Origin of the sequence: Streptomyces sp. NBC_01439 (genome assembly GCF_036227605.1) — a bacterium.
GTDB lineage: Bacteria > Actinomycetota > Actinomycetes > Streptomycetales > Streptomycetaceae > Streptomyces.
Genome location: NZ_CP109487.1, coordinates 1,297,830 through 1,319,701, shown reverse-complemented (window position 1 = coordinate 1,319,701; position 21,872 = coordinate 1,297,830). Strand labels below are relative to the sequence as shown.

The window sequence follows — 21,872 nt, the reverse complement described above, 5'->3', positions numbered from 1 at the left end:
AGGATTCCCCGTACGCCTCTCCTACGCTGGCGGGATGAGTGAGCACGCCACCCGGCCGCTGGCCGTCTTCGACATCGACAACACCCTGGCGGACACCGGTCATCGCCAGCACTTCCTGGAGCGCCGCCCCCGGGACTGGACCGGCTTCTTCGCCGCCGCCCCGGCCGATCCGCCGCTCGGGCGCGGGGTCGCGCTGGCCGTGGAGAGCGCGGCCGAATGCGAGGTGGTCTACCTGACCGGGCGCCCCGAGCGATGCCGCGCGGACACGCTCGACTGGCTCGCCCGGCACGGTCTGCCCGAGGGGCGGCTGTTCATGCGCGGCAACCAGGACCGGCGGCCGGCGCGCAAGACGAAGATCGAGGTGCTGCGGCGGGTCTCCCGGGGCCGCGAGGTGCGGATGCTCGTCGACGACGACGAGCTGGTCTGCCAGACTGCCCGCGCCGCCGGTTTCCGGGTGGTCCTGGCCGACTGGGCCGCGGACGCGCCCGAGCTGCAGTCCGCCCAGGAGGTCGACGGACGGACTTGAGGTGACCGGGGGGCTCGGGCATCGGGGCCCCCGGCCCGGGGCTCAGTCCTCGCCCTCGAGGCGGAAGCCGACCTTGAGTCCCACCTGGTAGTGGGCGATCTCCCCGTTCTCGATGTGGCCGCGTACCTGAACCACCTCGAACCAGTCCAGGTTCCGCACGGTCTGGCCCGCCCGGGCGATCCCGTTGCGGATGGCCTGATCGATGCCCTCGTGGGAGGTGCCGACGATCTCGGTCACCCGGTACGTGTGATTGGACATGGAGGTCTCCCGACACTGGGTGGCTTTTGCCTGGTTCTACGGTGCCCCAGTAAGGGCGGGTCCGCGAACTTTGGGCGAACAATCCCGAGCGAAAGACCCTTGACCGGCCTATTGGTCTATGCCAATTTCGAGCCATCTGAGACCGAGCCCAGAAGGTGACCCTCTTGAAGATGCGCTTCTTCGCCGTGTGCACGGCCCTCGCGGCCGCTACCGCCCTCACGGGCTGCAGCCGGTCGGCCGACCCGGCCGGAGGGTCGCAGAAGGTCACGCTCTGGCTGATGAAGGGCAGCGCATCGGACGACTTCATCGGTGAGTTCACCGCGGAGTTCGAGACGGAGCACCCCGGCATCGACCTGGACGTCAAGATCCAGGAGTGGACGGGCATCGGCGACAAGGTCAACGCCGTCCTCAACGGCACGAGCAAGGAGAGGGCCGACGTCATCGAGGTCGGCAACACCCAGGTCGCCACGTACATCGAGACCGGCGGACTCGAAGAGCTCACCCTCGAAGGCCTGCGCGAATGGGGCAGCAAGGACTGGCTCAAGGGCCTCGCCGACCCGGGAACCATCAACGGCGCCCAGTACGGTGTCCCCTGGTACGCCGCCAACCGGGTGGTCATCTACCACAAGGACCTCTTCGCGAGCGCCGGCATCAAGGCCCCGCCCAAGAACCGCCAGGAGTGGATACAAGTCACCCAGAAGCTCGACAAGGGCGACCAGCAGGGCATCTACCTCGCGGGGCAGAACTGGTACGCGCTCGCCGGCTTCATCTGGGACGAGGGCGGCGAACTCGCCGTCGAGACCAACGGCAAGTGGGTCGGCGCGCTCGACGACGACAAGGCCCTGGCCGGCATGGACTTCTACAAGCAGCTCCAGGCCCTCGGCGACGGCCCCAAGGGCGCCGACGAGGAGACGCCCCCGCAGTCGCAGGTCTTCGCCCGTGGCCGTGTCGCCCAGATCATCGCCCCGCCCAGTCAGGCCGCCGAGATCGAGGCGGCCAACCCCGCCCTGAAGGGCAAGCTCGGCTTCTTCCCGATCCCCGGCAAGACCTCCGACAAGGCGGGGGCCGTCTTCACCGGCGGCTCGGACCTGATCATCCCGGCGCGGACCGGGCAGCGGAAGGGCGCAGTGGACGTGATCACGGCCCTCGTCAGCGAGAAGTGGCAGACCGAACTCGCCCGCACGATGAGCTACGTCCCCAACAAGACCACCCTCGCGCGCGTCGTCGAGGGCAACGAGGGTGCGGCCGCCATGGCCCCCGGCGCCGCCCAGGGCCGCGCCACCCCCACCTCCGCCCGCTGGGCCGAAGTCGAGGCGAAGAACCCGATCAAGCCCTTCATGACGGCCGTGCTCACCGGCCGGGACCCCAAGCAGGCCGCCCGGGCCGCCTCCGAGGAGATCGGCAAGGTCCTCAGCTCCGACCGCTGAGCCGGCGCCCGGCCACCGCCGGGAAGGGGCCACCGCCGGGAAGGGGCCACCGCCGGGACGGGGGTACCGCCAGGACGGGGGTACCGCCGAGTTCAGCGTCCGCACATCCAAGGGCCGCAGAGCGGTCATGTCGAATCCAGCCGGTCACGGAAGAAGTAAAGGAGCCAGGCCACGCACCTGCGGGCCCGGCCCTCCGTGCCCGGATCAGGAGCCGCCATGACGATCGCACCCCTGTCCCCGTCCCCCCTCAGCGCGCCGCAGCCGTCCCCCTCGGCGGCACCGGCCACCCGCCCCGCCCCCGCCGGGAACCGGAACCCGACGCCCGGCGCGACGTTCGACGGCCCTCGCTACGCCGTCCGCCTCGCCCGCGACGAGGACGAGGTCCGCGCCGCCCAGCGGCTGCGCCACCAGGTCTTCGTCGGCGAGCTCGGCGCCCGCCTGGACGGGCCCGAGCCCGGCCTCGACGCCGACGCCTTCGACGCCTACTGCGACCACCTCCTCGTCATCGACGAGGAGGCCGAGCAGGTCGTCGGCACCTACCGGCTGCTGCCCCCGGAGCGCGCCGCCGTCGCCGGCCGCCTCTACTCCGAGGGGGAATTCGACCTCTCGGCCCTCGCCCCCATCCGCCCCGACCTCGTCGAAGTCGGCCGCTCCTGCGTCCACCCCGACCACCGCAACGGCGCCGTCATCGCCCTCATCTGGGCCGGCCTCGCCCACTACATGGACCGCACCGGGCACAACTGGCTCGCCGGCTGCTGCTCGATACCGCTCGCCGACGGCGGGGTCCTGGCCGCCGCCACCCGGGAGACCGCCCTGACCCGCAGCCTCGCCCCGGAGGAGTACCGCGTTACCCCCCACCTCCCCTGGAGCCCCGAGGGCATCGCCTTCCCCGACCGCATGGAGCTGCCGCCGTTGCTGCGCGGCTACCTCCGACTCGGCGCCTGGGTGTGCGGCGAGCCCGCCCTCGACGCCGAGTTCGGCTGCGCCGACCTGTACGTCCTGCTGTCCCTGCGCCGGACCAACCCGCGCTACCTCAAGCACTTCCGCTCGCTCGTCCCGGGCGCATGAGCGTCTGGCTGCCCACCTCGCCCTGCACCCCCGAGGCCTGCGCCGGGCACGAGGGGGGCACTGCGAGCGTTCCCCGGGCGGTGGTCCGACTCGCCGCCGCCGTCGCCCTGATCCTGCTGGGGATCCTGGGCGCCCCACCGGTCCGGTTGCTGCCGGCCGGCCCCCGGCACACGGTGGTACGAGCCTGGTCGGCCGCGCTCGTACGGGCCTTCGGCATCCGGATCACCGTGCACGGCAGCCCGGGTCCGGACGGCGGCCGGCTGCTGGTCGCCAACCACATCTCCTGGCTGGACATCCCGCTGGTGGCCGCCGCGCTGCCCTGCCGGATGCTGGCCAAGAGCGACATCCGGGCCTGGCCGGTGCTCGGCCGCCTCGCCGGACGGGCCGGCACCCTGTTCATCGAGCGCGACCGGATCCGCGCCCTGCCCGCCACCGTCGGGACCATCACCGGCGCACTGCTGGCCGGGGACCGGGTCACCGTCTTCCCCGAGGGCTCCACGTGGTGCGGGCGGGCCCAGGGGACGTTCCGCAGGGCCGCCTTCCAGGCGGCCCTCGACGCGCGCGTCCCCGTACAACCGCTGCGGCTCACCTACCTTCGCCGCGACGGGAACCGGGCCGGGGCGCCCGCCTTCGTCGGGGACGACCCGCTGACCGCCTCGCTGTGGCGGATCGCCCGGGCCCGTGGGGTGCGGGCCGAGATCAGGTTGCTGCCGCGGATCCCGCCGGGCCGGTACGCGCACCGGCGGGACCTTGCGGCGGCGGCTCAGCGGGCCGTCGTCGGGACGCGGGCCGCCAACCCCGCCCCGGATCCGCTACCGGGCATACCCGCTCAGCCGGCCACCCCGTCGGCCACCGACAGGGACAGCGCGAACCGGCCCGCCGCGTCCGTCCACCACTGGGTCAGTTCCAGTCCGGCCGCCGCCAGCTCCTTGCGCACGCCCTCCTGACGGAACTTCGCGGAGACCTCCGTCAGGATCTCCTCACCCGCCGCGAACGGCACCACCAGATCCAGCGCCCGGATCTTCACCACCAGTTCCGACCGGGCCCGCAGCCGCATCTCGATCCATTCCTGCTCCTCGTTCCACACCGCCACGTGCGCGAAGTCGGCCGTGTGGAAGTCCGCCCCCAGTTCCCGGTTGATGACGGCCAGCACGTTCTTGTTGAACTCGGCCGTCACCCCCCGCGCGTCGTCGTACGCCGCCACCAGTACGGCCTCGTCCTTCACCAGGTCCGTCCCCATCAGCAGCGCGTCCCCGGGCGACAGCATCGCCCGTACGGACGCCAGGAACACCGCGCGCTCCGGCGGCAGCAGGTTGCCGATCGTGCCGCCCAGGAACACCACCAGCCGGGGCCCGGGCGAGTCGGGCAGTTGCAGCGCGCGCGTGAAGTCGGCCAGCAGGGCGTGCACCCGCAATCCCGGATGCTCCGCCAGCAGCGTCTCGGCCGCCCCCCGCAGCGCGCTCTCGCTCACGTCCACCGGCACGTACGTGTCCAGCGCGGGCATCGCCTCGATGAGGTGCCGGGTCTTCTCCGAGGAGCCGGATCCCAGCTCCACCAGGGTGCGGGCGCCGCTCTCGGTGGCGATCTCCCGCGCCCGCTCCAGCAGGATCTCCCGTTCCGCGCGCGTCGGGTAGTACTCGGACAACCGGGTGATCTCCTCGAAGAGCTCACTGCCCCGCGCGTCGTAGAACCACTTGGGAGGCAGCACCTTCGGCGAGTGCGTCAGTCCGTGCTGCACATCCGCACGCAGTGCCGTCTCCGCGGCGTGCTCGTCGAGCGTCCGGGTCAACTGAAAGTCGTTCACAGGGAGTTCTCCTTGAGCGGGGTCAGTTCGACCCTGGTGCGGGTGGCGGTCAGCAGGGTCCGGTCGGGCACTTCGCGCCACCGGGTGTCGTCGTCGTACGGCTCGGAGGCCACCACGGTGCGCCCTTGCTCCGCGTCGGCCAGGTACCAGAGCGAATCGCCCCAGGCCGTCGCGGCGATCGTGGCGCCGTCCGTGAGCAGCAGGTTCAACCGGGAGCCGGGAGCCGCCGAGGCCAGCTCCCGGACCGGCTCGGCGAGCGCCGTACCCAGGTCGTCCCCGGCCCGCAGCCGGTGCAGGACAAGTGCCCAGACCAGCGCCGAGTCGGTGCGCGCGGCCAAGCGGAGCAGTTCTGCGGGCGGTAGCCCGGCCGCGAGCGGGGCGGCGGACCCGGGCCAGTTCCGCACCGAGCCGTTGTGGCTGAACAGCCACGGCCCGTCCGCGAACGGGGCGGCGGCCGCCTCTCCGTCGGCCCCGGGGTCCGTGGCGTCCCGCACGGCGGCCAGCACCGCCCCGCTGCGGACCACCCGGGCGAGATCGGTGAAGGCCAGGTCGCCCCAGATCGGCCCGGACCGCCGGTAGCGGGCGGGCGCCGGGTCCCCTTCCGCGTACCAGCCGATGCCGAAGCCGTCGGCGTTGACCGTCCCGGAGACTTGGCGGCGGGGCTCCCAGGCCTGGCGCACCAGCGAGTGCTCCGGCTCGACCAGCAGCTCCCCGAGCGCCACGGCCGGCCCCAGATAGGCCAGATGACGGCACATCAGACGTCCCTCGCGGTCCGGAAGCCGGAGAAGATCTGCCGCCGCACCGGAAGGTCCCAATTGCGGAAGGTGCCCCGGCAGGCCACCGGGTCCACGGCGAAGGAGCCGCCGCGCAGCACCTTGTGTTCCGGGCCGAAGAACACCTCCGAGTACTCCCGGTACGGGAAGGCGCGGAAGCCGGGGTACGGCAGGAAGTCGGAGGAGGTCCACTCCCACACGTCGCCGATCAGCTGGCGCACCCCGAGCGGGGAGGCCCCGGCCGGATAGCTGCCCGCGCGCGCCGGGCGCAGGTGGCGCTGCCCGAGGTTGGCGTGTGCGGGGGTCGGGTCGGCGTCGCCCCACGGGTAGCGGGTGGAGCGGCCGGTCGCGGGGTCGTGCCGGGCGGCCTTCTCCCACTCGGTCTCCGTGGGCAGCCGCCGCCCCGCCCAGCGGGCGTAGGCGTCTGCCTCGTACCAGCTGACGTGCAGAACCGGTTCTTCTTCGGGCACCGGCTCGATCACCCCGAAGCGGCGGCGCAGCCACTGGCCGGCCTCCCGGTGCCAGAACAGCGGGGCCTCGATGGAGTGCTCGCGGATCTGTTCCCAGCCCGGCGCCGCCCACCAGCGCGGATCGCGGTAGCCGCCGTCGGCGATGAACGCCAGGTACGCGCCGTTGGTCACGGGAACCGTGTCGATCCAGAAGGGCGCGGTGTCCCGGACGTGTGCCGGGCGCTCGTTGTCCAGCGACCACGGCTCGGCGGAGGTGCCCATCGTGAACGGGCCACCGGGGACGAGGACTTCGGCGGCGAGCGGTGGATCGTAGGGGCCGTCCGGCTCCGGGGCAGCCAGCACGGGTGCGCCCCGGCGGAGTTGATGGGTGATCAGCATGGTCTCGTCGTGCTGCTGCTCGTGCTGGGCGATCATCCCGAAGGCGAATCCGTCGTCGAGGAGCGTGCTGCCCTCCAACGGAGTCTTCTCCAGCAGGTCGAAGACGCGGCCGCGCACGTCGGCCGCGTACCGGCGGGCCTCTGCGGGCCCGAGCAGCGGCAGCTTGGGCCGCTCGGCGCGGGGGTGCTGGAAGGCGTCGTAGAGCGGCTCGATCTCGGGGCGCATCGACTCGCGTCCGGCGACGCGCTGGAGCAGCCAGAGCTCCTCCTGGTTCCCGATGTGCGCCAGGTCCCAGACCAGCGGCGACATGAGCGGGGAGTGCTGGGCGGTGAGGTCCTCGTCGGTCACGGCGTCGGTGAGGCCGGCCGTGCGTATCCGTGCCGCGGTCAGGGCGGCGGCCGCCCGCTCCCGCAGACGGGAGCCGGAAACGGACGGGGAGGGTGATCCGGTGGTCATCGGCGGACCCCTTTTCCGGTGAGCACCTGTGCGGATGCGTCGTCGGCCGGACATCGGCCGCGCAGTACGTAGCGTTCGGTGAAGGCGCCGACCGTGTCCCGGACGTGCGTGCTCGCGCCGAGCCGGGGCAGGGCCTCGACGGCGGCCCGGAAACAGGCCTTCGCGGACGCGCGCAGCTCCGGATCGGCCAGGCCGTGCCGGGCGGCCGACCGCCAGAGCGGATTGAGGGGCGCGGGATGGCCGCCGTAGGAGTCGGCCAGCGCCTTGGCCACCCGGTACGCGGTCTCGGTGGCCTCCGGATCGTCGAACAGCGCGTGCACGACGGCCACCGGCACCAGCCAGCCGTCATCGCCGGACTGGGCGTCGATCATCCGCAGCTCCAGGTGGCCGCGCGGCCTGACCGGCGGGAAGAGCGTGGTCAGGTGGTAGTCGAGGTCCTCGGCGGTGGGCGGCCGCAGCGCGGGGTGTCCGTCCGTGCGCAGCCAGTCGCGGAAGGTCGTGCCGGGCGGGGTCTCCCACGGGCCGTCGTCCTCGGAGGACCGGACGCACATCACCTCGGTGTCCAGGGCCTGTCGGGTCCACGCGGTGCGGGGTTCCGCGTCCAGCGGCGGGGCGAGCGCGCGCCGGGTGTCCAGGTCGCTCCAGATCCCCTGCCGGGCGCAGCGCCAACCGGCGTACGGGCCCTCGTGCGCGGGGGAGTTGGCGAAGGCGGCCACCAGGACCGCACCCAGCAGGTGCGCGAGCCGCCAGCGCCGGCCGTGGCCGAGCACGCCCGGCTCCTCGTACCCGGCGTCGACGCAGACCTGCACGGAGGCGGAGGCGCACATCATGGCGCGCCCGGCCGGGCCGGTGCGGTCGAAGTAGGCCTCCATGGCGTCGTAGCGCGGGTTGCTGAGCAGCCGACGGTACGGGCGGCGGGGGTCGCGGCCGAGTCCGCGCAGGACCAGGCCCTGGGCCAGCAGGGTGGCGCGGACGGCGGTGAGGTCGGTCTGCAGGTCGTCCACACAGCCGCTGAGGGAGGTGGAAGGGGCCGAGCTGAGTTCGAGCTGGCCGCCCGGTTCGACGGTCACCCGCGAGTGCAGGGGCAGGGCGCCGGCCGCGGTGTGGGCGGCCCGTAGCCGCTCGGGGGGCAGGGGCTGCTCCGGGCGCTCGGCGTCCAGGACCAGCCATTCGAGTTCGGCGCCGATGAGGCGCGGCGGCCCGGTCTTGAAACAGATGCCGTGGATCAGGTCCTCGGCCTGCGTCTCGCTGATCGAGGGCACGGGGGTCGGGCCGGGCGAGGGTGGAGGTGGCGGTGGCGGTGGCGGTGGCGGAGCGGATGGGTCCTGGGGCATGACCGGGTCCTCGTCTCCTGTCGTCGGTCGTGACATCACCCGTGCCTACCCCTCCTCGGGGCACAAAACCCTTTGCCGCCGGGAATCGCGGTGCGGAAGATGGCGGCGTGAGCAGCAGATTGCGCGAGATCGCGCGGGAGAACGCGGAGATCCTGGCGGCCGGCGAGTACCGGACGCGGTCGGGACGGCAGGTTCCGCTGGCCGCCGCCCTGGCGGAAGCCAAGGCCGGAACCAGGATATATGGACCAAACCGGGTCATTCCAGATGGGGAGATCGCTTCCGGCGGCCGCGCGACCGCCATCGAGGTCACTGGTGAGAGCAGCACCGTTGCCGCCCGCAGGCTCGCGACCGCCATCCCGACCCACCCGGACCCCTCTCCCGTTGCGGTCCTGAACTTCGCCTCGGCCCGTAATCCCGGGGGTGGTTACGTCCGCGGGGCCAAGGCTCAGGAAGAGGCGCTGTGCCGCGCCTCGGCCCTGTACGAGACCCTGCTCGAAGCCCCGGAGTACTACGAGGTGCACCGCGCGGAGCGGAGCACCTTCTACACCGACCGGGTGATTCACTCGCCCGGGGTCCCGGTGTTCCGGGACGACCGGGGCGATCTGCTGGAGAACCCGTTCCGGGTCGGCTTCCTCACCTCGCCCGCGCCCAACGCCGGCACCATCCGGCGGCAGGAGCCCGAGCGCACCGCCGAGATCCCGGCGGCGCTGGCGCGGCGCGCGGAGCTCGTCATGGAGGTGGCGACGCTGCACGGGTACCGGCGGCTGGTGCTGGGCGCCTGGGGCTGCGGAGTGTTCCAGAACGACCCGGCCCAGGTGGCCGAGGCCTTCCGGGGACTGCTCGCGGACCGGTTCGCAGGGGTTTTCGAGCTGGTCGTGTTCGGCATCCTCGACCGCGACCCCACCACCCGCGAGGCCTTCGAGCGGGCCTTCCCGGCCTGAGGGGCGGGTCGGCCCGGTCTGGGCGCTCGGAGCGGCTGCGCTCAGAACGCGTGTGCTCAGAACGGCTGCGCCGCTCCCAGCAGGCTCTCCGGCAGGTAGGGCGAGTGGACGCGGATGCGCCAGCCCCGGCGGCGCGCGTGGCAGGCCAGGGCCAGGATGTCGAAGTCCACCGCGGCGTCGGCCCCGGCGCCGTAGAGCCGGTCGCCCACCGAGTAGTAGTCCCGGTGGGCCTCCAGGGCATCGGCCAGGGCCAGGTTGAAGCTCTCCTCGTCGCCCTCCACCAGCTGGGAGAAGAGCACGGCCGGAGCCGGCAGGAAGCCCCAATCCCTGGCCCGCTCGACGTCGGCGACGGCCCGGTCCGTGGCGGGCTCCGGGTCTTCCCCCCGCAGGTAGTCGTGCAGGGCCTGCCGGTACGAGGCGTACGCGGAACGGTCTTCTTCCAGGGCGGTGGGACCGCTGAGGACGAGCGGGGCGAGCTCCGCGCGGCTTCCGGTGATCAGGGCGTGCTCCACGGCCTCGTACCAGTTTCCGGGGCCGAGCGGGCGGTCCGTGCGGGCGGAGGCCTCGGACGCGCCCCCCGTACGGACGGCCTCGTGCAGCGCGCGCACCACACGGTCGGCGTGCCCCGCAGCATCCGGCATCTCAGGACGCTCGACGACCAGCGGGCCCTTGGCCAGCGCCGCTACGGCGTCCGCACGCCGCTCGCGCCCGTACGGTCCCACGCGCGGCGGCGGGGTCTCGAAACCGGTGACCAGCGCCCGGGGGAGGTACCCCGACTCGACCGGCGGCCGCCAGCCCTCGCGGCGGTAGCCGAGCGCGGCCAGCGTCAGCGGCAGCAGGGGCAGCAGGGTGCGCGGTTCGGCCCGGGGGTCGTCCAAGTGGGAGTACGGGAGCAGCAGTGCGGCCAGCTCGACGCCGAAGGCCTCCCGGTCCCGGGCGGCCAGCGCGCGCAGGGCGCGCAGCGCACCGGTGGCGGGGTCGGCCGCACCTATCCCGGTCCTGTCGGCTCCGGCCCCGGCTCGGGCATGCCGGTCGGCGATCCGGGCGAGCGCGGCATCGAGAGCGGCGAGCTTCTCCTGCGGGGAGGGCGGGACCTTCTGGTACTCGACCCCGATGTCCCCGCTGACGTAGGCGAGCAGGCCGTTGATCAGCTCCACCGGCGGGAGCCCGGGCCCGCCGGCCCGCTGTGGCGCCAGGCGGGCGAAGTGGAAGGCCTCGCCGTGCCGTTCGGTCTTGTCGGCGAGGACCGCGACGCAGAACGCGTCGATCCAGCGGATGGCAGTGATCGGCTGCGGAGTGCCCTCGGGGTCGGCTTCGTAGTCGAGTCCGAGGTTGACGTAGTTGAGGAAGACGTGGAAGAACGCCTTCGGGTAGTAGGCGGCGAACGACACGGTGCCGGCGGCCGCTTCGGCCGCGTCCGCCAAGATCGCCTTCGCCTCCGGGGTGTCGAGCTCCGGGGTCACCGCCGAGATCGCGCCGAGGCCGTCGAGGAACCGCAGCGTGATGTCCCACCAGTCGTACGCGTCGATCCGACCGGCCCGGGACCGGGAGTACACGTCCGAGATCATCTTGTTCGCGAAGTCCTCGCGCACCGCCGCCAGGGCCGCCTCGCTCACCCTGTGTCGTTCTATTCGCATGTCCGCTACTCCCTGTGTCCGCCTACGGGGCTCACCTTAGGAGATCATCAGGATGCTCAGGGCCAGGGACACGGGAGGCCGGGACCGGTCCCAGGCGGTGGCCCCGGGCCCCGCCGCGACCACCGCCGGGCCCGCGGGTCACCGCCAGCCGTAGCGTTCGCGCAGCCGGTCCACGACCAGGTCGAAGCGGCCGCGGTCGAGCGCGCAGGCCTCGCGGCGCATCCCCGCCTCGTGCACCCGCAGCACCCGGTCCACGTCCACCCAGGATTCGCGGCCGGCGCTGTCCCAGGGGCCGGTGCCGATCGGCACCCACTCCCGGTCGTGGTCGTGCCGCTTGCTCGACAGCTGTACGGCGAGCAGGGTCCGGCCGCCCGCCTCCCGGGCCACGACCAGCACGGGACGGTCCTTGCCCCGCCCGTCGTTCTCCTCGAAGGGGACCCAGGTCCACACGATCTCGCCGGGGTCGGGATCGCCGTCGGGGTCCGGGGCGTACTCGGTCCGCACGGGGCCGATCGCGCGCGGATCGGCCTTTGTGGTCGCGGTGTCGCCGCCCTGCCCGGGCTGCTCGGTGTGGCCGTTGCGGTGGTGGGAAAGTGCCGTCATCCGGGTGAGGCTACTGGTTGCCGGGGGCCTGGTGGAGGAGGCGGGCGCGCGCGCCCGCGCCACGGTTCAGTCGGTGACCAGGGCCAGGACGAGCCCGTCGTAGCCCTTGCTGCCGACGGTCTGCAGGGCGGTGGCGGTCAACTGAGGGTGTTCGGAGATGAGTTCGGTGAACCGGCGCACGCCCTGGACACGGGGGTCGGGGCTGTCCGGGTCGATGACGGCGCCGTCGCGGACGACGTTGTCGCCGATGATGACGCTGCCCGGTCGGGTGAGCTTCAGGGCCCACTCCAGGTACTCGGGGTTGGACGGCTTGTCGGCGTCGATGAAGACCAGGTCGAACGGGGCTTCGCCGGTGAGTCCGGGCAGCAGGTCGACGGCGCGGCCGCGCCGGATCTCGACGACGTGCTCCAGCCCGGCCCGGGCGATGTTGGCGGCCGCGACGTCGGCGCACCGCTCGTCGACCTCCAGCGTGACCAGCCGCCCGTCGGCCGGGAGCGCGCGGGCCAGCCAGATGGTGCTGTAGCCGCCCAGGGTGCCGATCTCCAGGATCCGGCGGGCGCCCCGGACGCGGGCGAGGAGGTTCAGCAGCTTGCCCTGGTTGGGGGCCACTTGGTGGGCGGGGAGGTCCGCAGCCTCGGCGTCGGCGGTCGCGGCGACCAGGGCCTCGTCCTCCTCGACCAGGAGTCCGTCGAAGTAGTTGTCAACGGCCGTCCACGTCTGCTGAACCATGGGTCGCGTCGCCCTTTCCGGTGATGTGGCGCTTGATAGTTCCTCATGGGAACTTACACGAGCGGGGGGATCACCGGGAGGAGACCGCCGCCTTCTGGCCCGGCCGCACCGCCGCCCAGTCCTCCGCCGCTTCCAGCTGCGCGGCCAGCCCCAGCAGCAGCGGCTCCGAGTCGGCCGGGCCGAGTAGTTGGGCTCCCATCGGCAGTCCGTCGGTCGTGAGGCCCGCCGGGACGTTCACCCCCGGCCAGCCCAGCACGTTCCACGTCCAGGCGTACGGGCAGGCCGCTATCATCGCCCGGTCCGTGGCCATGGCCCCCAACCCGGCCAGGGCGCCGATCCGCAGGGGCGGGGTGGCCGTCGTCGGGGTCAGCACCACGTCGAAGCGGTCGAAGACCTCACCGACCCGACGCCGCAGGACCGTCTCCGCCCGGCGGGAGGCCCGCAGGGCGAGCCCGCCCAGGGCGCGGCCCGTCCGCACGGCCTCGTGCGTGCGCGGGTCCAGCAGCGCGGGATCGGGCACCCGCGCCGCCCAGTCCCGTACGCCACTGGTCGCGCGGGGTACGAAGGTCAGGCCGATCGGGCCGTAACGAGGGTCCTCCGGGATCACCTCGTGGCCCAGCGACTCCAACTGCGCGGCCAGTCGCTCCACGGCGGAACGGACCTCCGGATCAAGGGACTTGGGCGTCGCCGTGAAGGCCATCGCGAAGGAGAGGGCGATCCGCAGCCGCCGGGGCGGGCGGCGGGTCGCCGCTACGGCGGAGATCCGTGCCGGGCGGTGCAGGTCCCCGGGGTGCGGGCCGCTCGCGGCGTCCAGCAGGAGCGCCGCGTCGGCGACCGTGCGCGCCAGGACGCCGTTGACCGTGAGCCCGTGGAAGGACTCCGGCTCCGGCCAGGTGGAGATGCGCCCGCGCTGGGGTTTCACGCCCACCAGATGGGTCCAGGCCGCCGGGATCCGGACCGAGCCGGCCCCGTCCGAGCCCAGGGCGGCCGGGACCAGTCCCGCCGCCACGGCGGCGGCCGAGCCCCCCGAGGAGCCGCCGGGCGTGTAGGCCGTGTTCCACGGGTTGCGGGTCTCGCCGAAGGCCCCGCCCTCGGTGAAGGGCCACTGCCCCAACTCCGGCGTCTGGGTCTTGCCGACGATCACGGCGCCGGCCGCCCGCAGCCTTCGTACCGCCTCGCTGTCGGCGGTTTTCGGGGGGAAGGCTCCCGCGCAGCCGAAGGCGGTCGGCTCACCGGTCACGTCCATGTCGTCCTTGACCGCAAGCGGTACGCCCAGCAGCGGCAGCCGCTCGCCCGCGGCCAGCCGCCGGTCCGCCGCGTCCGCCTCCGCGAGCGCGGCCTCGGCGCGTACCGTCCGGAAGGCGTTGAGCTCCGGCTGGGCCGCGGCGATCCGGCGCAGCGCCTCCTCGGTCAACCGCCTCGCCGACACGCTCCCTTCGGCGAGTGCGCCGACCATGTCGACCAGGCTGCAGGCCGTCGGAACAGCTGTATCGGACATCGCGTACCACTCCCCATTACCGGTCGGTAGGGAGACCGTAACGGGGAGTGGTCGGGTAGTTCCAGAGTCAGGGGCGCCCTCGCCCCGGGTTCGGGTGTGCAGGTGCCCGGTGTGCTCTTCTCGGCGGTGGATTTCGGTCGGGTGGGCGAGCGTGGTGGCGCGGAGGGTGTGGAAGGTGCGGGCCGCCGGTGCGGGGTGCCGGCCGGGGCGTCACGGCGTCGGCGCACGCGGTGGATCGGCTGCACGGCAAGGGCCCCCGCCGCGGGCCGGCACGGCCGCGACGACGAACGGCGCGGTGCACCCACCGCTGAACGAGGTGATCACCGAGGCGGCGAACGGCGCGGCGATCTGCGGGCCGAAGAAGGATGTGCCACGGCGGTTGTACGTGTCAATGACTCGTGTAATCACTGTGCGGCATCCATTTCCGGCCATCCGTCTGCCCTCGGGCGTGATCGGTCTGGAAAGATTCGACGGCAATGTCCCAGTCATCGAAATCGCCGAAGCACCCGCCGCCCCCCGTTCCGACGAGCGCCGACGTGGCCCGCCTCGCCGGCGTCTCGCGCGCGACGGTCTCGTACGTGCTGAACAACGCGGAAGCCGTACGCATCAGCGAGCCGACCCGCCGCAAGGTCCGTGAGGCCGCCGAAGAGCTCGGGTACGTCCCGCACGCCGCCGCCCGCAGCCTGCGCGCCGGGCACACCAGGATCGTGCTGCTGCCCACCTCCCACGTGCCGGTCGGGCCGCTCTACAGCACCTTCCTCAACGAACTCCAGTGGGCGCTGCGCCGCCTCGACTACACGGTGGTGCAGTACGGGAGCCTCGGGCTCACCGGTGACGAGGCCGTGCGGGCCTGGGCGGAACTGCGTCCGGTGGCCGTGATCTCCCTCGGCGAGATCGCCCTCTCCGCGCGGAACGTCGCCACCCTCAAGCGGGCCGGGGCCCGCGCGGTGATCACGTTGGGGCCCGCCGCAGTGCCCGGGGCGCACGCGCTCGTCATGGACCAGCAGGAGGTCGGGGTCCGGGCCGCCGCCCACCTCGTGGAGCGCGGACGCGGGCGGATCGGCGTGGTCGTCCCGGAGGAGGAGGGCCTCGAGCTGTTCTCCGTGCCCCGGCTCGTGGGCGCCCGGTCGGTGACGGGCGCCGAGGTCACGGCCTTGCCGATGGCCTACTCCGAGGAATCGGCCGCGGCCCTCGCGGCCCGCTGGCGCGGGCTCGGGCTGGACGCGGCGTTCGCGTACAACGACGAGTACGCGATGCTGTTGATGCGGGCCCTCCAGGACGAGGGGCTCCGCGTCCCCGAGGACGTCGCCGTCATCGGCGCCGACGACCTGCTGATCGGGCGACTGCTGCGGCCCCGCCTGAGCACCGTACGACTGGAGATGCCGACCGGCGCCCATCTGGCCTCGCTGGTGGACCACGCGGTGCGCGAGCCGTCGGAGGTCACGGAGCGGTACGACCTGATGGCGGCGGCCGCCGTCCAGCGGGAGTCGACCTGACGGCGCCCGGGCCCGGGGTGCGCGGGGGACAGGACCGGACGGCCGCCGGCCCCGGTCCGGGGAGCCGTTGACAGGCGGTGACGTGCGGACGGAGACTGCGGGCGCGCCCCACCGGGCGTGCCCGGCGGCGTGCCCCGGTGTCCACACCGGCACCGACGCGCCACCGCCCGTACGGATCCGCCCAGGAGAGCCCCCATGAGCATCCGCACCGTCCGCGACGTCTACGTCGTCGACGCCGTCCGCACCCCGATCGGCAAGTTCGGCGGCGCCCTCGCCGGGGTCCGGCCTGACGACCTGGCCGCGCACGTCGTGCGCGCGCTGGTGGAGCGCACGCCGGACCTCGATCCGGCCCGCATCGACGACGTCGTGTTCGGCGACGCCAACGGCGCGGGCGAGGACAACCGCGACGTGGCCCGCATGGCGGTGCTGCTGGCCGGGCTGCCGGTGAGCGTCCCCGGGGTCACCGTCAACCGGCTCTGCGGGTCCGGCCTCGAAGCCGTGGTCCAGGCCGCCCGCGCCATCGCGCTCGGCGACGCCTCCGTGGCCATCGCGGGCGGGGTCGAGTCGATGAGCCGCGCCCCCTGGGTCGTACAGAAGCCCGAGCGCGCCTTCCCGGCCGGCCACCAGCAGATGTGGTCCACCACCCTGGGCTGGCGCATGACCAACCCGCGCATGCCCGAGGAGTGGACCGGCTCGCTCGGCGAGGGAGCCGAACTCGTCGCGGACAAGCACGGCATCACCCGCGACGCACAGGACGCCTTCGCCCTGGAGAGCCACCGCAAGGCGGCGGCCGCCTGGTCCGCCGGGCTGTACGACGGTGAGGTCGTTCCGTACGCCGGCGTGGACCTGGTGCGTGACGAGTGCATCCGGGAGGGTTCCACGCCCGAGGCGCTGGCCCGACTGAAGCCGGCCTTCCGGACGGACGGCACGGGTACGGTCACGGCGGGCAACGCCTCCCCGCTCAACGACGGCGCCGCCGCACTGCTGTTGACCGACGAAGAGGGTCTGGCGGCCACCGGCCGGGAGCCGCTCGCCCGGATCAGCGCGTCCGCCGTCACCGGCATCGAGCCCCAGCTCTTCGGCCTGGGTCCGGTGGACGCCGTCCAGCGGGCGCTCGCCAAGTCCGGCCGCGGGTTCGCCGATCTGACCGCCTTCGAGCTGAACGAGGCCTTCGCCGCACAGGCGTTGGGCTGTCTCGCGGCCTGGCCGGAGCTCGACCCGGCCGTGGTCAACCCGCGGGGCGGCGCCATCGCGATCGGCCATCCGCTCGGCGCCTCGGGTGCCCGGCTGGCGGGTTCGGTCGCGCACCAGCTGGCGGCGGCGGGCTCCGGCACCGGCATGGCGGCCCTGTGCATCGGGGTCGGGCAGGGCATCGCCCTCGTCCTGGAGCGCTGACCCGGGCCGGTGCGGCGCGCGGGCGTCGATCGTTTCCGGTCACCGCTCGCCGTCAACTGCCCAATAACTGAACAGATGTGGAGCCTCCGGTCTGGCACGATGGCGCGTGCTGCCGCCCCCCGCCCCGCCCATCCCCACCGGAGGCCCCGCGCCATGCCGCTCCTCGATCCGACGCTCTGGCAGGACGGACCCACCCTCACCGGCGGCTCCGCCCCGGTCGTCGAACCCGCCACCGGCCGCACCCTCGCCACCATCGAGCTCGCCGTACCCGCCGACGTGGCGCAGGCCGCCGTACGGGCCCTCGCGGCCCAGCGGGACTGGGCGCGCGCCACGCACCCGGAGCGGGCGGCCGTGCTGCGCCGCGCCGGGGACCTGTTCACCGCACACGCCGACGAGCTGCGGGAATGGCTGGTCCGCGAGTCCGGCTCGATACCCGGCAAGGCCGACTTCGAGCTGCACGTCGCGGCCCAGGAGTGCTACGAGGCCGCGGCGCTGGCCTCGCGCCCCACGGGGCAGGTGCTGCCGAGCGAGGCCCCCCGGCTGTCCTTCACCCGCCGGGTGCCGGCCGGGGTGGTCGGGGTCGTGGCCCCCTTCAACGCCCCGCTGATCCTGGCGATCCGCTCGGTCGCGCCGGCGCTGGCACTCGGCAACGCGGTCCTGCTCAAGCCGGACCCGCGCACCGCCGTCTGCGGCGGCCTCGCCCTCGCCGCGGTCTTCGCCGCCGCCGGGCTCCCGGGCGGGCTGCTGCAGGTCCTGCCCGGCGGTGCCGGGACGGGCGCCGCGGTGGTCGCGGACCGGCGCGTGCGGGTGGTGTCCTTCACCGGATCCACCGCCGCGGGCCGATCCGTCGGTGAGTTGGCAGGCCGTCACCTCAAGCGCGTGCACCTGGAACTCGGCGGGAACTCCGCCCTCGTCGTGCTCCGCGACGCCGACGTCGAGGCCGCCGTGGCCCAGGCCTCCTGGGGTTCCTTCTTCCACCAGGGCCAGATCTGCATGACCGCCGGGCGGCACCTCGTACACACCTCGCTCTACGACGAGTACGTCGAGCGGCTCGCCGCGCGCGCCGAGGAACTGGCCGTGGGCGACCCGTACCGCGAGCGGGTCCACCTGGGCCCGCTGATCGACCGCGCCCAGCTGGACCGCGTCCACGCCCTGGTGGAGGCCAGCACCGGGCAGGGGGCCAAGCTCGTGGCCGGCGGCACCCACCGGGACCTCTTCTACCGGCCGACCGTCCTGGCCGGCGTCGCCGACGACACCCCCGCCTACGCCGAGGAGGTCTTCGGCCCGGTGGCGCCCGTACGGTCCTTCGCGACGGAGGAGGAGGCGGTGGCGCTGGCTTCGGCGGGCCCCTACGGCCTCTCCCTCGGGATCGTGACCCGGGACGCGGCGCGCGGGCTCGATCTGGCCGACCGCATCCCGACCGGGATCGCCCATGTCAACGACCAGACGGTCAACGACGAGGCAGTCGCCCCCTTCGGCGGAGTCGGCGCCTCCGGGACCGGCGCCCGCTTCGGCGGTGAGGCGAACCTGGACGCCTTCACGGAACTGCGCTGGACCACGGCCCGCAGCACCCCCGCCGGTCACCCGTTCTAGGGAGGGTCCTGCAGAAGCGGAATGCGGAGGGCGGGACGTTCGTTCAAGGGAGCAGACGGCTCAATCAGGAGGTCTGGACACCGTGGCTACAGTCGAGCTCACCAAGGAAAACTTCGACCAGACGGTCAGCGAGAACCCGTTCGTGCTGATCGACTTCTGGGCGGGCTGGTGCCGGCCGTGCCTGCAGTTCGCCCCCGTCTACGAGCGGGCGTCCGAGGCCCATCCGGACCTCGTGTTCGCCAAGGTGGACACCGAGGCGCAGCAGGAGCTGGCCGGGGCCTTCCAGATCACCTCGATCCCGACGCTGATGATCGTCCGGGACCAGGTGGCCATCTTCGCGCAGCCCGGCGCCCTGCCGGAGGCGACCCTGACCGACCTGATCCGGCAGGCCCGGGAGCTCGACATGGACGAGGTCCGCGCGAAGATCGCCGCGGAGCAGCAGGACTCCCAGGGCGCGGGCAGCGGGGAGCCGGGCACTGCGCAGGCCTGAGGCCCGCGGTGTGAGGCCCGGGGATCCGCCGGGCCCGCGAGCCGGGCGGATCGGCGTCGGTCCCGGGGCGTTCAGTCCGGTGCGCACACCGGCTGCGCCGGGACGCGGACCGGGAGGCTCCTGCGCTCCTCGGCGGTGAACGTCCGGTTGCCGATGGCCTTGCACAGGTCGCGCTGCCACGCCCGGGGGTCGAGCGGCAGCACACCGCCGGGTCCTGCGGGGTCGGCGTAGATCACCGCCCTGGCGTCCTTGGACATGTCCATGAAGGCGTACGGACGGGGCGGGAAGAGGGAGCTGGAGCTGGAGGTCTCGCTCGGCGGCAGACCGAATTCGTACGATTCCAGGACGGCGCGTTCCTCGATGCCGTAGGTCCGCACGGCGTTGTTGGCGGCGATCAGGAAGTGGCCGTCGCCGTCGAGGAACTGGGTGACGGTCGGGGTGGCGGAGTCCTCGGCGGTGCTGCGCAGGGGACCGATCTGTTTGCGCAGGGGGTGGCGCCGCCACAACTCGACGATCGAGCCCCGGCGCATCAGCCCGAAGTAGCGGCCGCTGGGGTCGAACTGCACGGCGAGGACGTCCTCGGTGGTGCGGACGGTCTCCGTGACGGTGCCCGTGGTGATGTCGACGATGCGGACCGACGGGTCGCCCCAGACGGTGACGGCCACCTTGTTCGGGGCCGGGTAGGGGCCGATGCTGGTGTGCGGCACGGATCCCGTGGTGGGCAGCAGGGCCTTCGCGTCGTAGTGGGCGAGTTCCCGTCCCGTACGCGCGTCCCACTGCTGGACCAGGGTCCCGGAGATGGTCAGGACGTTGCCGGCAACGTCGAAGAAGTGCTGGAAGTCCGGCTCCTCGCCGCCTCCCAGGATCGCTGGCGTGGTGGTGGCCGGGGCCGGCGGCTCGGCCGCGGTGATGGTGGCCAGCCGGCGCAGGGTGGAGGCGTCGAGCACGGCCACCACGTTGGTTCCCTCCAGGTCCGCGAGCAGGCGGCCGTCCTTGCTCAGCCTCACGAGGTCGGTGCTCCGGGGTTTCCGGTACGGCGTCGCGCGCGGGGCCTCGGCGATGATCTGGTCGTTGGTGCCCGGCGCCGTGGGCCGGACCTCGAGCGCGGATCCGTCGGCGAGGACGCTGATCGTCCTGCCGCCGTCGTGGGTGAGGATCTGCTGGCCCACCTGGAGCACGGATTCTCCGGTGGGGAGTTCGGTGTAGGTGATCAGGGAGTCCTTGTACCCGACGTAGTAGAGCTTGCCGTCGGCCGATGCCAGTCGGTTCGACCGGCTGGTGTAGGTCGAAGGGACGGTGGAGAGCACCTTGTGCTGCAGCAGGTCGACCAGCCGCAGCGAGTTGTTGGAGTACAGCGCCACCTGGGTGCCGTCCGTGTTGACCGCATGCGAAAGACAGATTCCCGATTTATGCCTCTTGTCCTGCTCGACATAGGGTTTCCCCTGTGGGGCGCCGTCGGAGATCCGCAGCAGGCTCACGGCCGCGCCGTCGTCGTGCTCGCTGCACGCCACGGCTGCCGTCCGGTCTCCGGAGAGCTCGATGACGTCCACCCCGTCGGCGACGACGCGGGACGCGTCGGTCGCCGGGTCGTAGACGAGCAGGCCCGTGTTGTTGGTCCCCGATCTGTGCCGCCGCAGCAGCAGGGTCCGGTTGTCCGCGCCGATCCACAGGTCGTCCATGCTGCCGCCGGGCTGGTCCTCGGGCGCACGCGTGGAGCGGGCGATGGCGCCGCTGTCCAGGTCCCACCAGACCAGGTGGTCCAGCACCCGGTGGACGATCAGCGTTCCGTCCGCCGACATGGAGGGGGCCAGTCCGTCCTCCGTGCCGATGGCCGCTCCCGGAGCGGGGCGAGCTTGTGCAGCTCGCCCATCGGCTCCTCCTTCGGCAGCAGCTCGGAGGTGCGTTCGGCCCGTTCCCAGCGGTCCATGTCGTGGCGCAGGGACTCCCGCCACACGAGGAAGGACCGGTCCTCCTCCACCCACCGCGCCAGTTTCTCCCAGCCGCTGATCAGGGCTTCGTGCGTGAGCTCGACGCTCTCGCCGCCCTCGGCGCTGCGGCCGGTCACCAGGAGCCGGGTGGCGGCGAGCCGCTGGGCGACGCGCCACTGCTCCTCGTCCAGGTCGGCGCGCAGCGCGATGCGGCGCGTCGCGGCCGGTGATCCCATGGGGACCCGGATGAGCTGGGTGAACAGCCGCCTGGCCGCCGGCTCGTCCCCTTCGGGGACGTACTCGGCCCACACCTGATCGGCGTGCAGGCTCAGCGCCCCGGTGACACCGCCGAGCTCCTGGTAGGCCTGATAGGTGAGCAGCCCTCCGCGCTGTTTCTGCCACAGCAGGTCGAGGGTGAATCCCAGCAGCGGCAGTGCGCCCGGCTCGGAGCCGGTGTCCTGCAGGATGTAGGCCCCGAGCCCGGGGCTCTGAGCTGGGCTTTCGGCCCATGGTATGGCGCTGACCTGCGGTGTTGCTGCTTTGGAGGTCTTTCACGGGCTTTCTGGCTTACGCGGCTAGAACTCCCCAGAGACTCCCCGTACGGCCCCGGAACTCCCCAGGCACTCCCCAGCGGGGCGGTCTGGGGAGTTCCGGTTTGGTCTCTGCCGCATGGGTGTGGAGCAGCCTCCGACGGCCCCTGCCGCACCGCTCCCGGCACGTGGTGGCCCACGCGTTGTCTGGCGGGGCGAAGTCTCGACGTCAGGGGCTCCTCGGCCGGCCCGTTGCGGAGGGTGGCGATGCCTGTCGGGAATGCAGGTGGGTCATGCCGCTCACGTACCGGGAATTCGGTGCGATCGCGGTGAAGTCGCGCCGCAGCAGGTCCGGCACCGGCGTCGCCGTCGGCTCGGGGATGGTGGTGCGGACCTTCTTGCGTAGGTGCAGCCCGACAACGGGAACTTTTGTCCTTCGGATCCTCGCGATCCAATGATCAGGTGGTCCACGATCAAGGGGTATCGCCCCGTCCGGCCGCGCGAACAGGTCGCGATCGCGCGGGGGTGCACGGGTGCC

The 21,872-nt window shown here is 73.1% G+C and carries 20 protein-coding genes and 1 pseudogene; 9 read left to right on the top strand and 12 right to left on the bottom strand.

Annotated features, from left to right (window positions below):
- Positions 1–34: 34 nt before the first annotated feature.
- Entirely contained in the window at positions 35–526 is a 492-nt protein-coding gene (locus OG207_RS06135; protein WP_329096621.1) for a phosphatase domain-containing protein, read from the top strand.
- A 42-nt stretch (positions 527–568) separates the two neighbouring features.
- On the opposite strand, the gene OG207_RS06130 is transcribed toward OG207_RS06135, so the two are convergent.
- Positions 569–784, bottom strand: a complete 216-nt coding sequence (locus OG207_RS06130) for a dodecin (protein ID WP_030663252.1) — start codon at positions 782–784, stop codon at positions 569–571.
- Positions 785–948: 164 nt separating this feature from the next.
- Between OG207_RS06130 and OG207_RS06125 the strand changes: the two genes are divergently transcribed.
- From OG207_RS06125 to OG207_RS06115, 3 genes are all read left to right on the top strand, one after another.
- Positions 949–2,211 carry an extracellular solute-binding protein gene (locus OG207_RS06125; RefSeq protein ID WP_443072670.1) on the top strand — a complete coding sequence of 421 codons (1,263 nt, stop codon included), beginning with the start codon at positions 949–951 and terminating at the stop codon, positions 2,209–2,211.
- 216 nt (positions 2,212–2,427) lie between these two features.
- On the top strand, positions 2,428–3,279 hold the full coding sequence (locus OG207_RS06120; protein WP_329096619.1) for a GNAT family N-acetyltransferase: 852 nt from the start codon (positions 2,428–2,430) through the stop codon (positions 3,277–3,279).
- Positions 3,276–4,226 (top strand): lysophospholipid acyltransferase family protein, encoded by a 951-nt coding sequence (locus OG207_RS06115; protein WP_329096618.1) that lies wholly within the window; start codon positions 3,276–3,278, stop codon positions 4,224–4,226. The genes OG207_RS06120 and OG207_RS06115 overlap by 4 nt, the downstream gene beginning before the upstream one ends.
- On the opposite strand, the gene egtD is transcribed toward OG207_RS06115, so the two are convergent.
- The 4 genes from egtD to egtA are packed head-to-tail and all read right to left on the bottom strand — an operon-like array spanning position 4,109 to position 8,494.
- Complete coding sequence (egtD, locus tag OG207_RS06110) at positions 4,109–5,083, bottom strand: L-histidine N(alpha)-methyltransferase (RefSeq protein ID WP_329096617.1); 975 nt, start codon at positions 5,081–5,083, stop codon at positions 4,109–4,111. The two genes, OG207_RS06115 and egtD, sit on opposite strands and share 118 nt — an antisense overlap.
- On the bottom strand, positions 5,080–5,838 hold the full coding sequence (gene egtC / locus OG207_RS06105) for an ergothioneine biosynthesis protein EgtC (protein WP_329096616.1): 759 nt from the start codon (positions 5,836–5,838) through the stop codon (positions 5,080–5,082). Before egtC ends, egtD begins: the two co-directional genes overlap by 4 nt.
- Positions 5,838–7,160: an ergothioneine biosynthesis protein EgtB gene (gene egtB / locus OG207_RS06100; RefSeq protein ID WP_329096614.1), complete on the bottom strand. Its 1,323-nt coding sequence runs from the start codon at positions 7,158–7,160 to the stop codon at positions 5,838–5,840. Before egtB ends, egtC begins: the two co-directional genes overlap by 1 nt.
- Positions 7,157–8,494 (bottom strand): ergothioneine biosynthesis glutamate--cysteine ligase EgtA, encoded by a 1,338-nt coding sequence (gene egtA, locus OG207_RS06095; protein WP_329096611.1) that lies wholly within the window; start codon positions 8,492–8,494, stop codon positions 7,157–7,159. The genes egtB and egtA overlap by 4 nt, the downstream gene beginning before the upstream one ends.
- Before the next feature lie 107 nt (positions 8,495–8,601).
- Between egtA and OG207_RS06090 the strand changes: the two genes are divergently transcribed.
- Complete coding sequence (locus tag OG207_RS06090) at positions 8,602–9,435, top strand: TIGR02452 family protein (protein WP_329096609.1); 834 nt, start codon at positions 8,602–8,604, stop codon at positions 9,433–9,435.
- A gap of 56 nt (positions 9,436–9,491) precedes the next feature.
- Here OG207_RS06090 and OG207_RS06085 read toward each other — a convergent pair whose 3' ends face one another.
- The 4 genes from OG207_RS06085 to OG207_RS06070 all read right to left on the bottom strand — a co-directional run bounded on the left by OG207_RS06085 (position 9,492) and on the right by OG207_RS06070 (position 13,902).
- Positions 9,492–11,072, bottom strand: coding sequence for an immunity 49 family protein (locus tag OG207_RS06085; protein WP_329096607.1), 1,581 nt, complete (start codon positions 11,070–11,072; stop codon positions 9,492–9,494).
- A gap of 138 nt (positions 11,073–11,210) precedes the next feature.
- Positions 11,211–11,675 (bottom strand): type II toxin-antitoxin system PemK/MazF family toxin, encoded by a 465-nt coding sequence (locus OG207_RS06080; protein ID WP_329096604.1) that lies wholly within the window; start codon positions 11,673–11,675, stop codon positions 11,211–11,213.
- Between the two features lie 66 nt (positions 11,676–11,741).
- Positions 11,742–12,404, bottom strand: a complete 663-nt coding sequence (locus OG207_RS06075) for an O-methyltransferase (protein WP_329096602.1) — start codon at positions 12,402–12,404, stop codon at positions 11,742–11,744.
- Positions 12,405–12,474: 70 nt separating this feature from the next.
- Complete coding sequence (locus OG207_RS06070; RefSeq protein ID WP_329096600.1) at positions 12,475–13,902, bottom strand: amidase; 1,428 nt, start codon at positions 13,900–13,902, stop codon at positions 12,475–12,477.
- Positions 13,903–14,378: 476 nt separating this feature from the next.
- Between OG207_RS06070 and OG207_RS06065 the strand changes: the two genes are divergently transcribed.
- From OG207_RS06065 to OG207_RS06050, 4 genes are all read left to right on the top strand, one after another.
- The gene (locus OG207_RS06065; RefSeq protein WP_329096598.1) at positions 14,379–15,398 is read left to right on the top strand and encodes a LacI family DNA-binding transcriptional regulator; all 1,020 of its coding nucleotides are present in this window, start codon (positions 14,379–14,381) and stop codon (positions 15,396–15,398) included.
- A 195-nt stretch (positions 15,399–15,593) separates the two neighbouring features.
- Entirely contained in the window at positions 15,594–16,793 is a 1,200-nt protein-coding gene (locus tag OG207_RS06060) for a thiolase family protein (protein WP_329096597.1), read from the top strand.
- 153 nt (positions 16,794–16,946) lie between these two features.
- Positions 16,947–18,386: an aldehyde dehydrogenase family protein gene (locus OG207_RS06055; RefSeq protein ID WP_329096595.1), complete on the top strand. Its 1,440-nt coding sequence runs from the start codon at positions 16,947–16,949 to the stop codon at positions 18,384–18,386.
- A gap of 82 nt (positions 18,387–18,468) precedes the next feature.
- Positions 18,469–18,876, top strand: coding sequence for a thioredoxin family protein (locus tag OG207_RS06050; RefSeq protein ID WP_329096593.1), 408 nt, complete (start codon positions 18,469–18,471; stop codon positions 18,874–18,876).
- A gap of 71 nt (positions 18,877–18,947) precedes the next feature.
- Here OG207_RS06050 and OG207_RS06045 read toward each other — a convergent pair whose 3' ends face one another.
- From OG207_RS06045 to OG207_RS06035, 3 genes and pseudogenes are all read right to left on the bottom strand, one after another.
- Entirely contained in the window at positions 18,948–20,675 is a 1,728-nt protein-coding gene (locus tag OG207_RS06045; RefSeq protein WP_329096591.1) for a WD40 repeat domain-containing protein, read from the bottom strand.
- Positions 20,654–21,319, bottom strand: coding sequence for an nSTAND1 domain-containing NTPase (locus OG207_RS06040; RefSeq protein WP_329107456.1), 666 nt, complete (start codon positions 21,317–21,319; stop codon positions 20,654–20,656). Before OG207_RS06040 ends, OG207_RS06045 begins: the two co-directional genes overlap by 22 nt.
- 298 nt (positions 21,320–21,617) lie before the next feature.
- Positions 21,618–21,755 (bottom strand): annotated as a pseudogene (locus OG207_RS06035) (IS3-like element ISRhosp5 family transposase); the annotation flags it as partial.
- Positions 21,756–21,872: the final 117 nt, after the last annotated feature.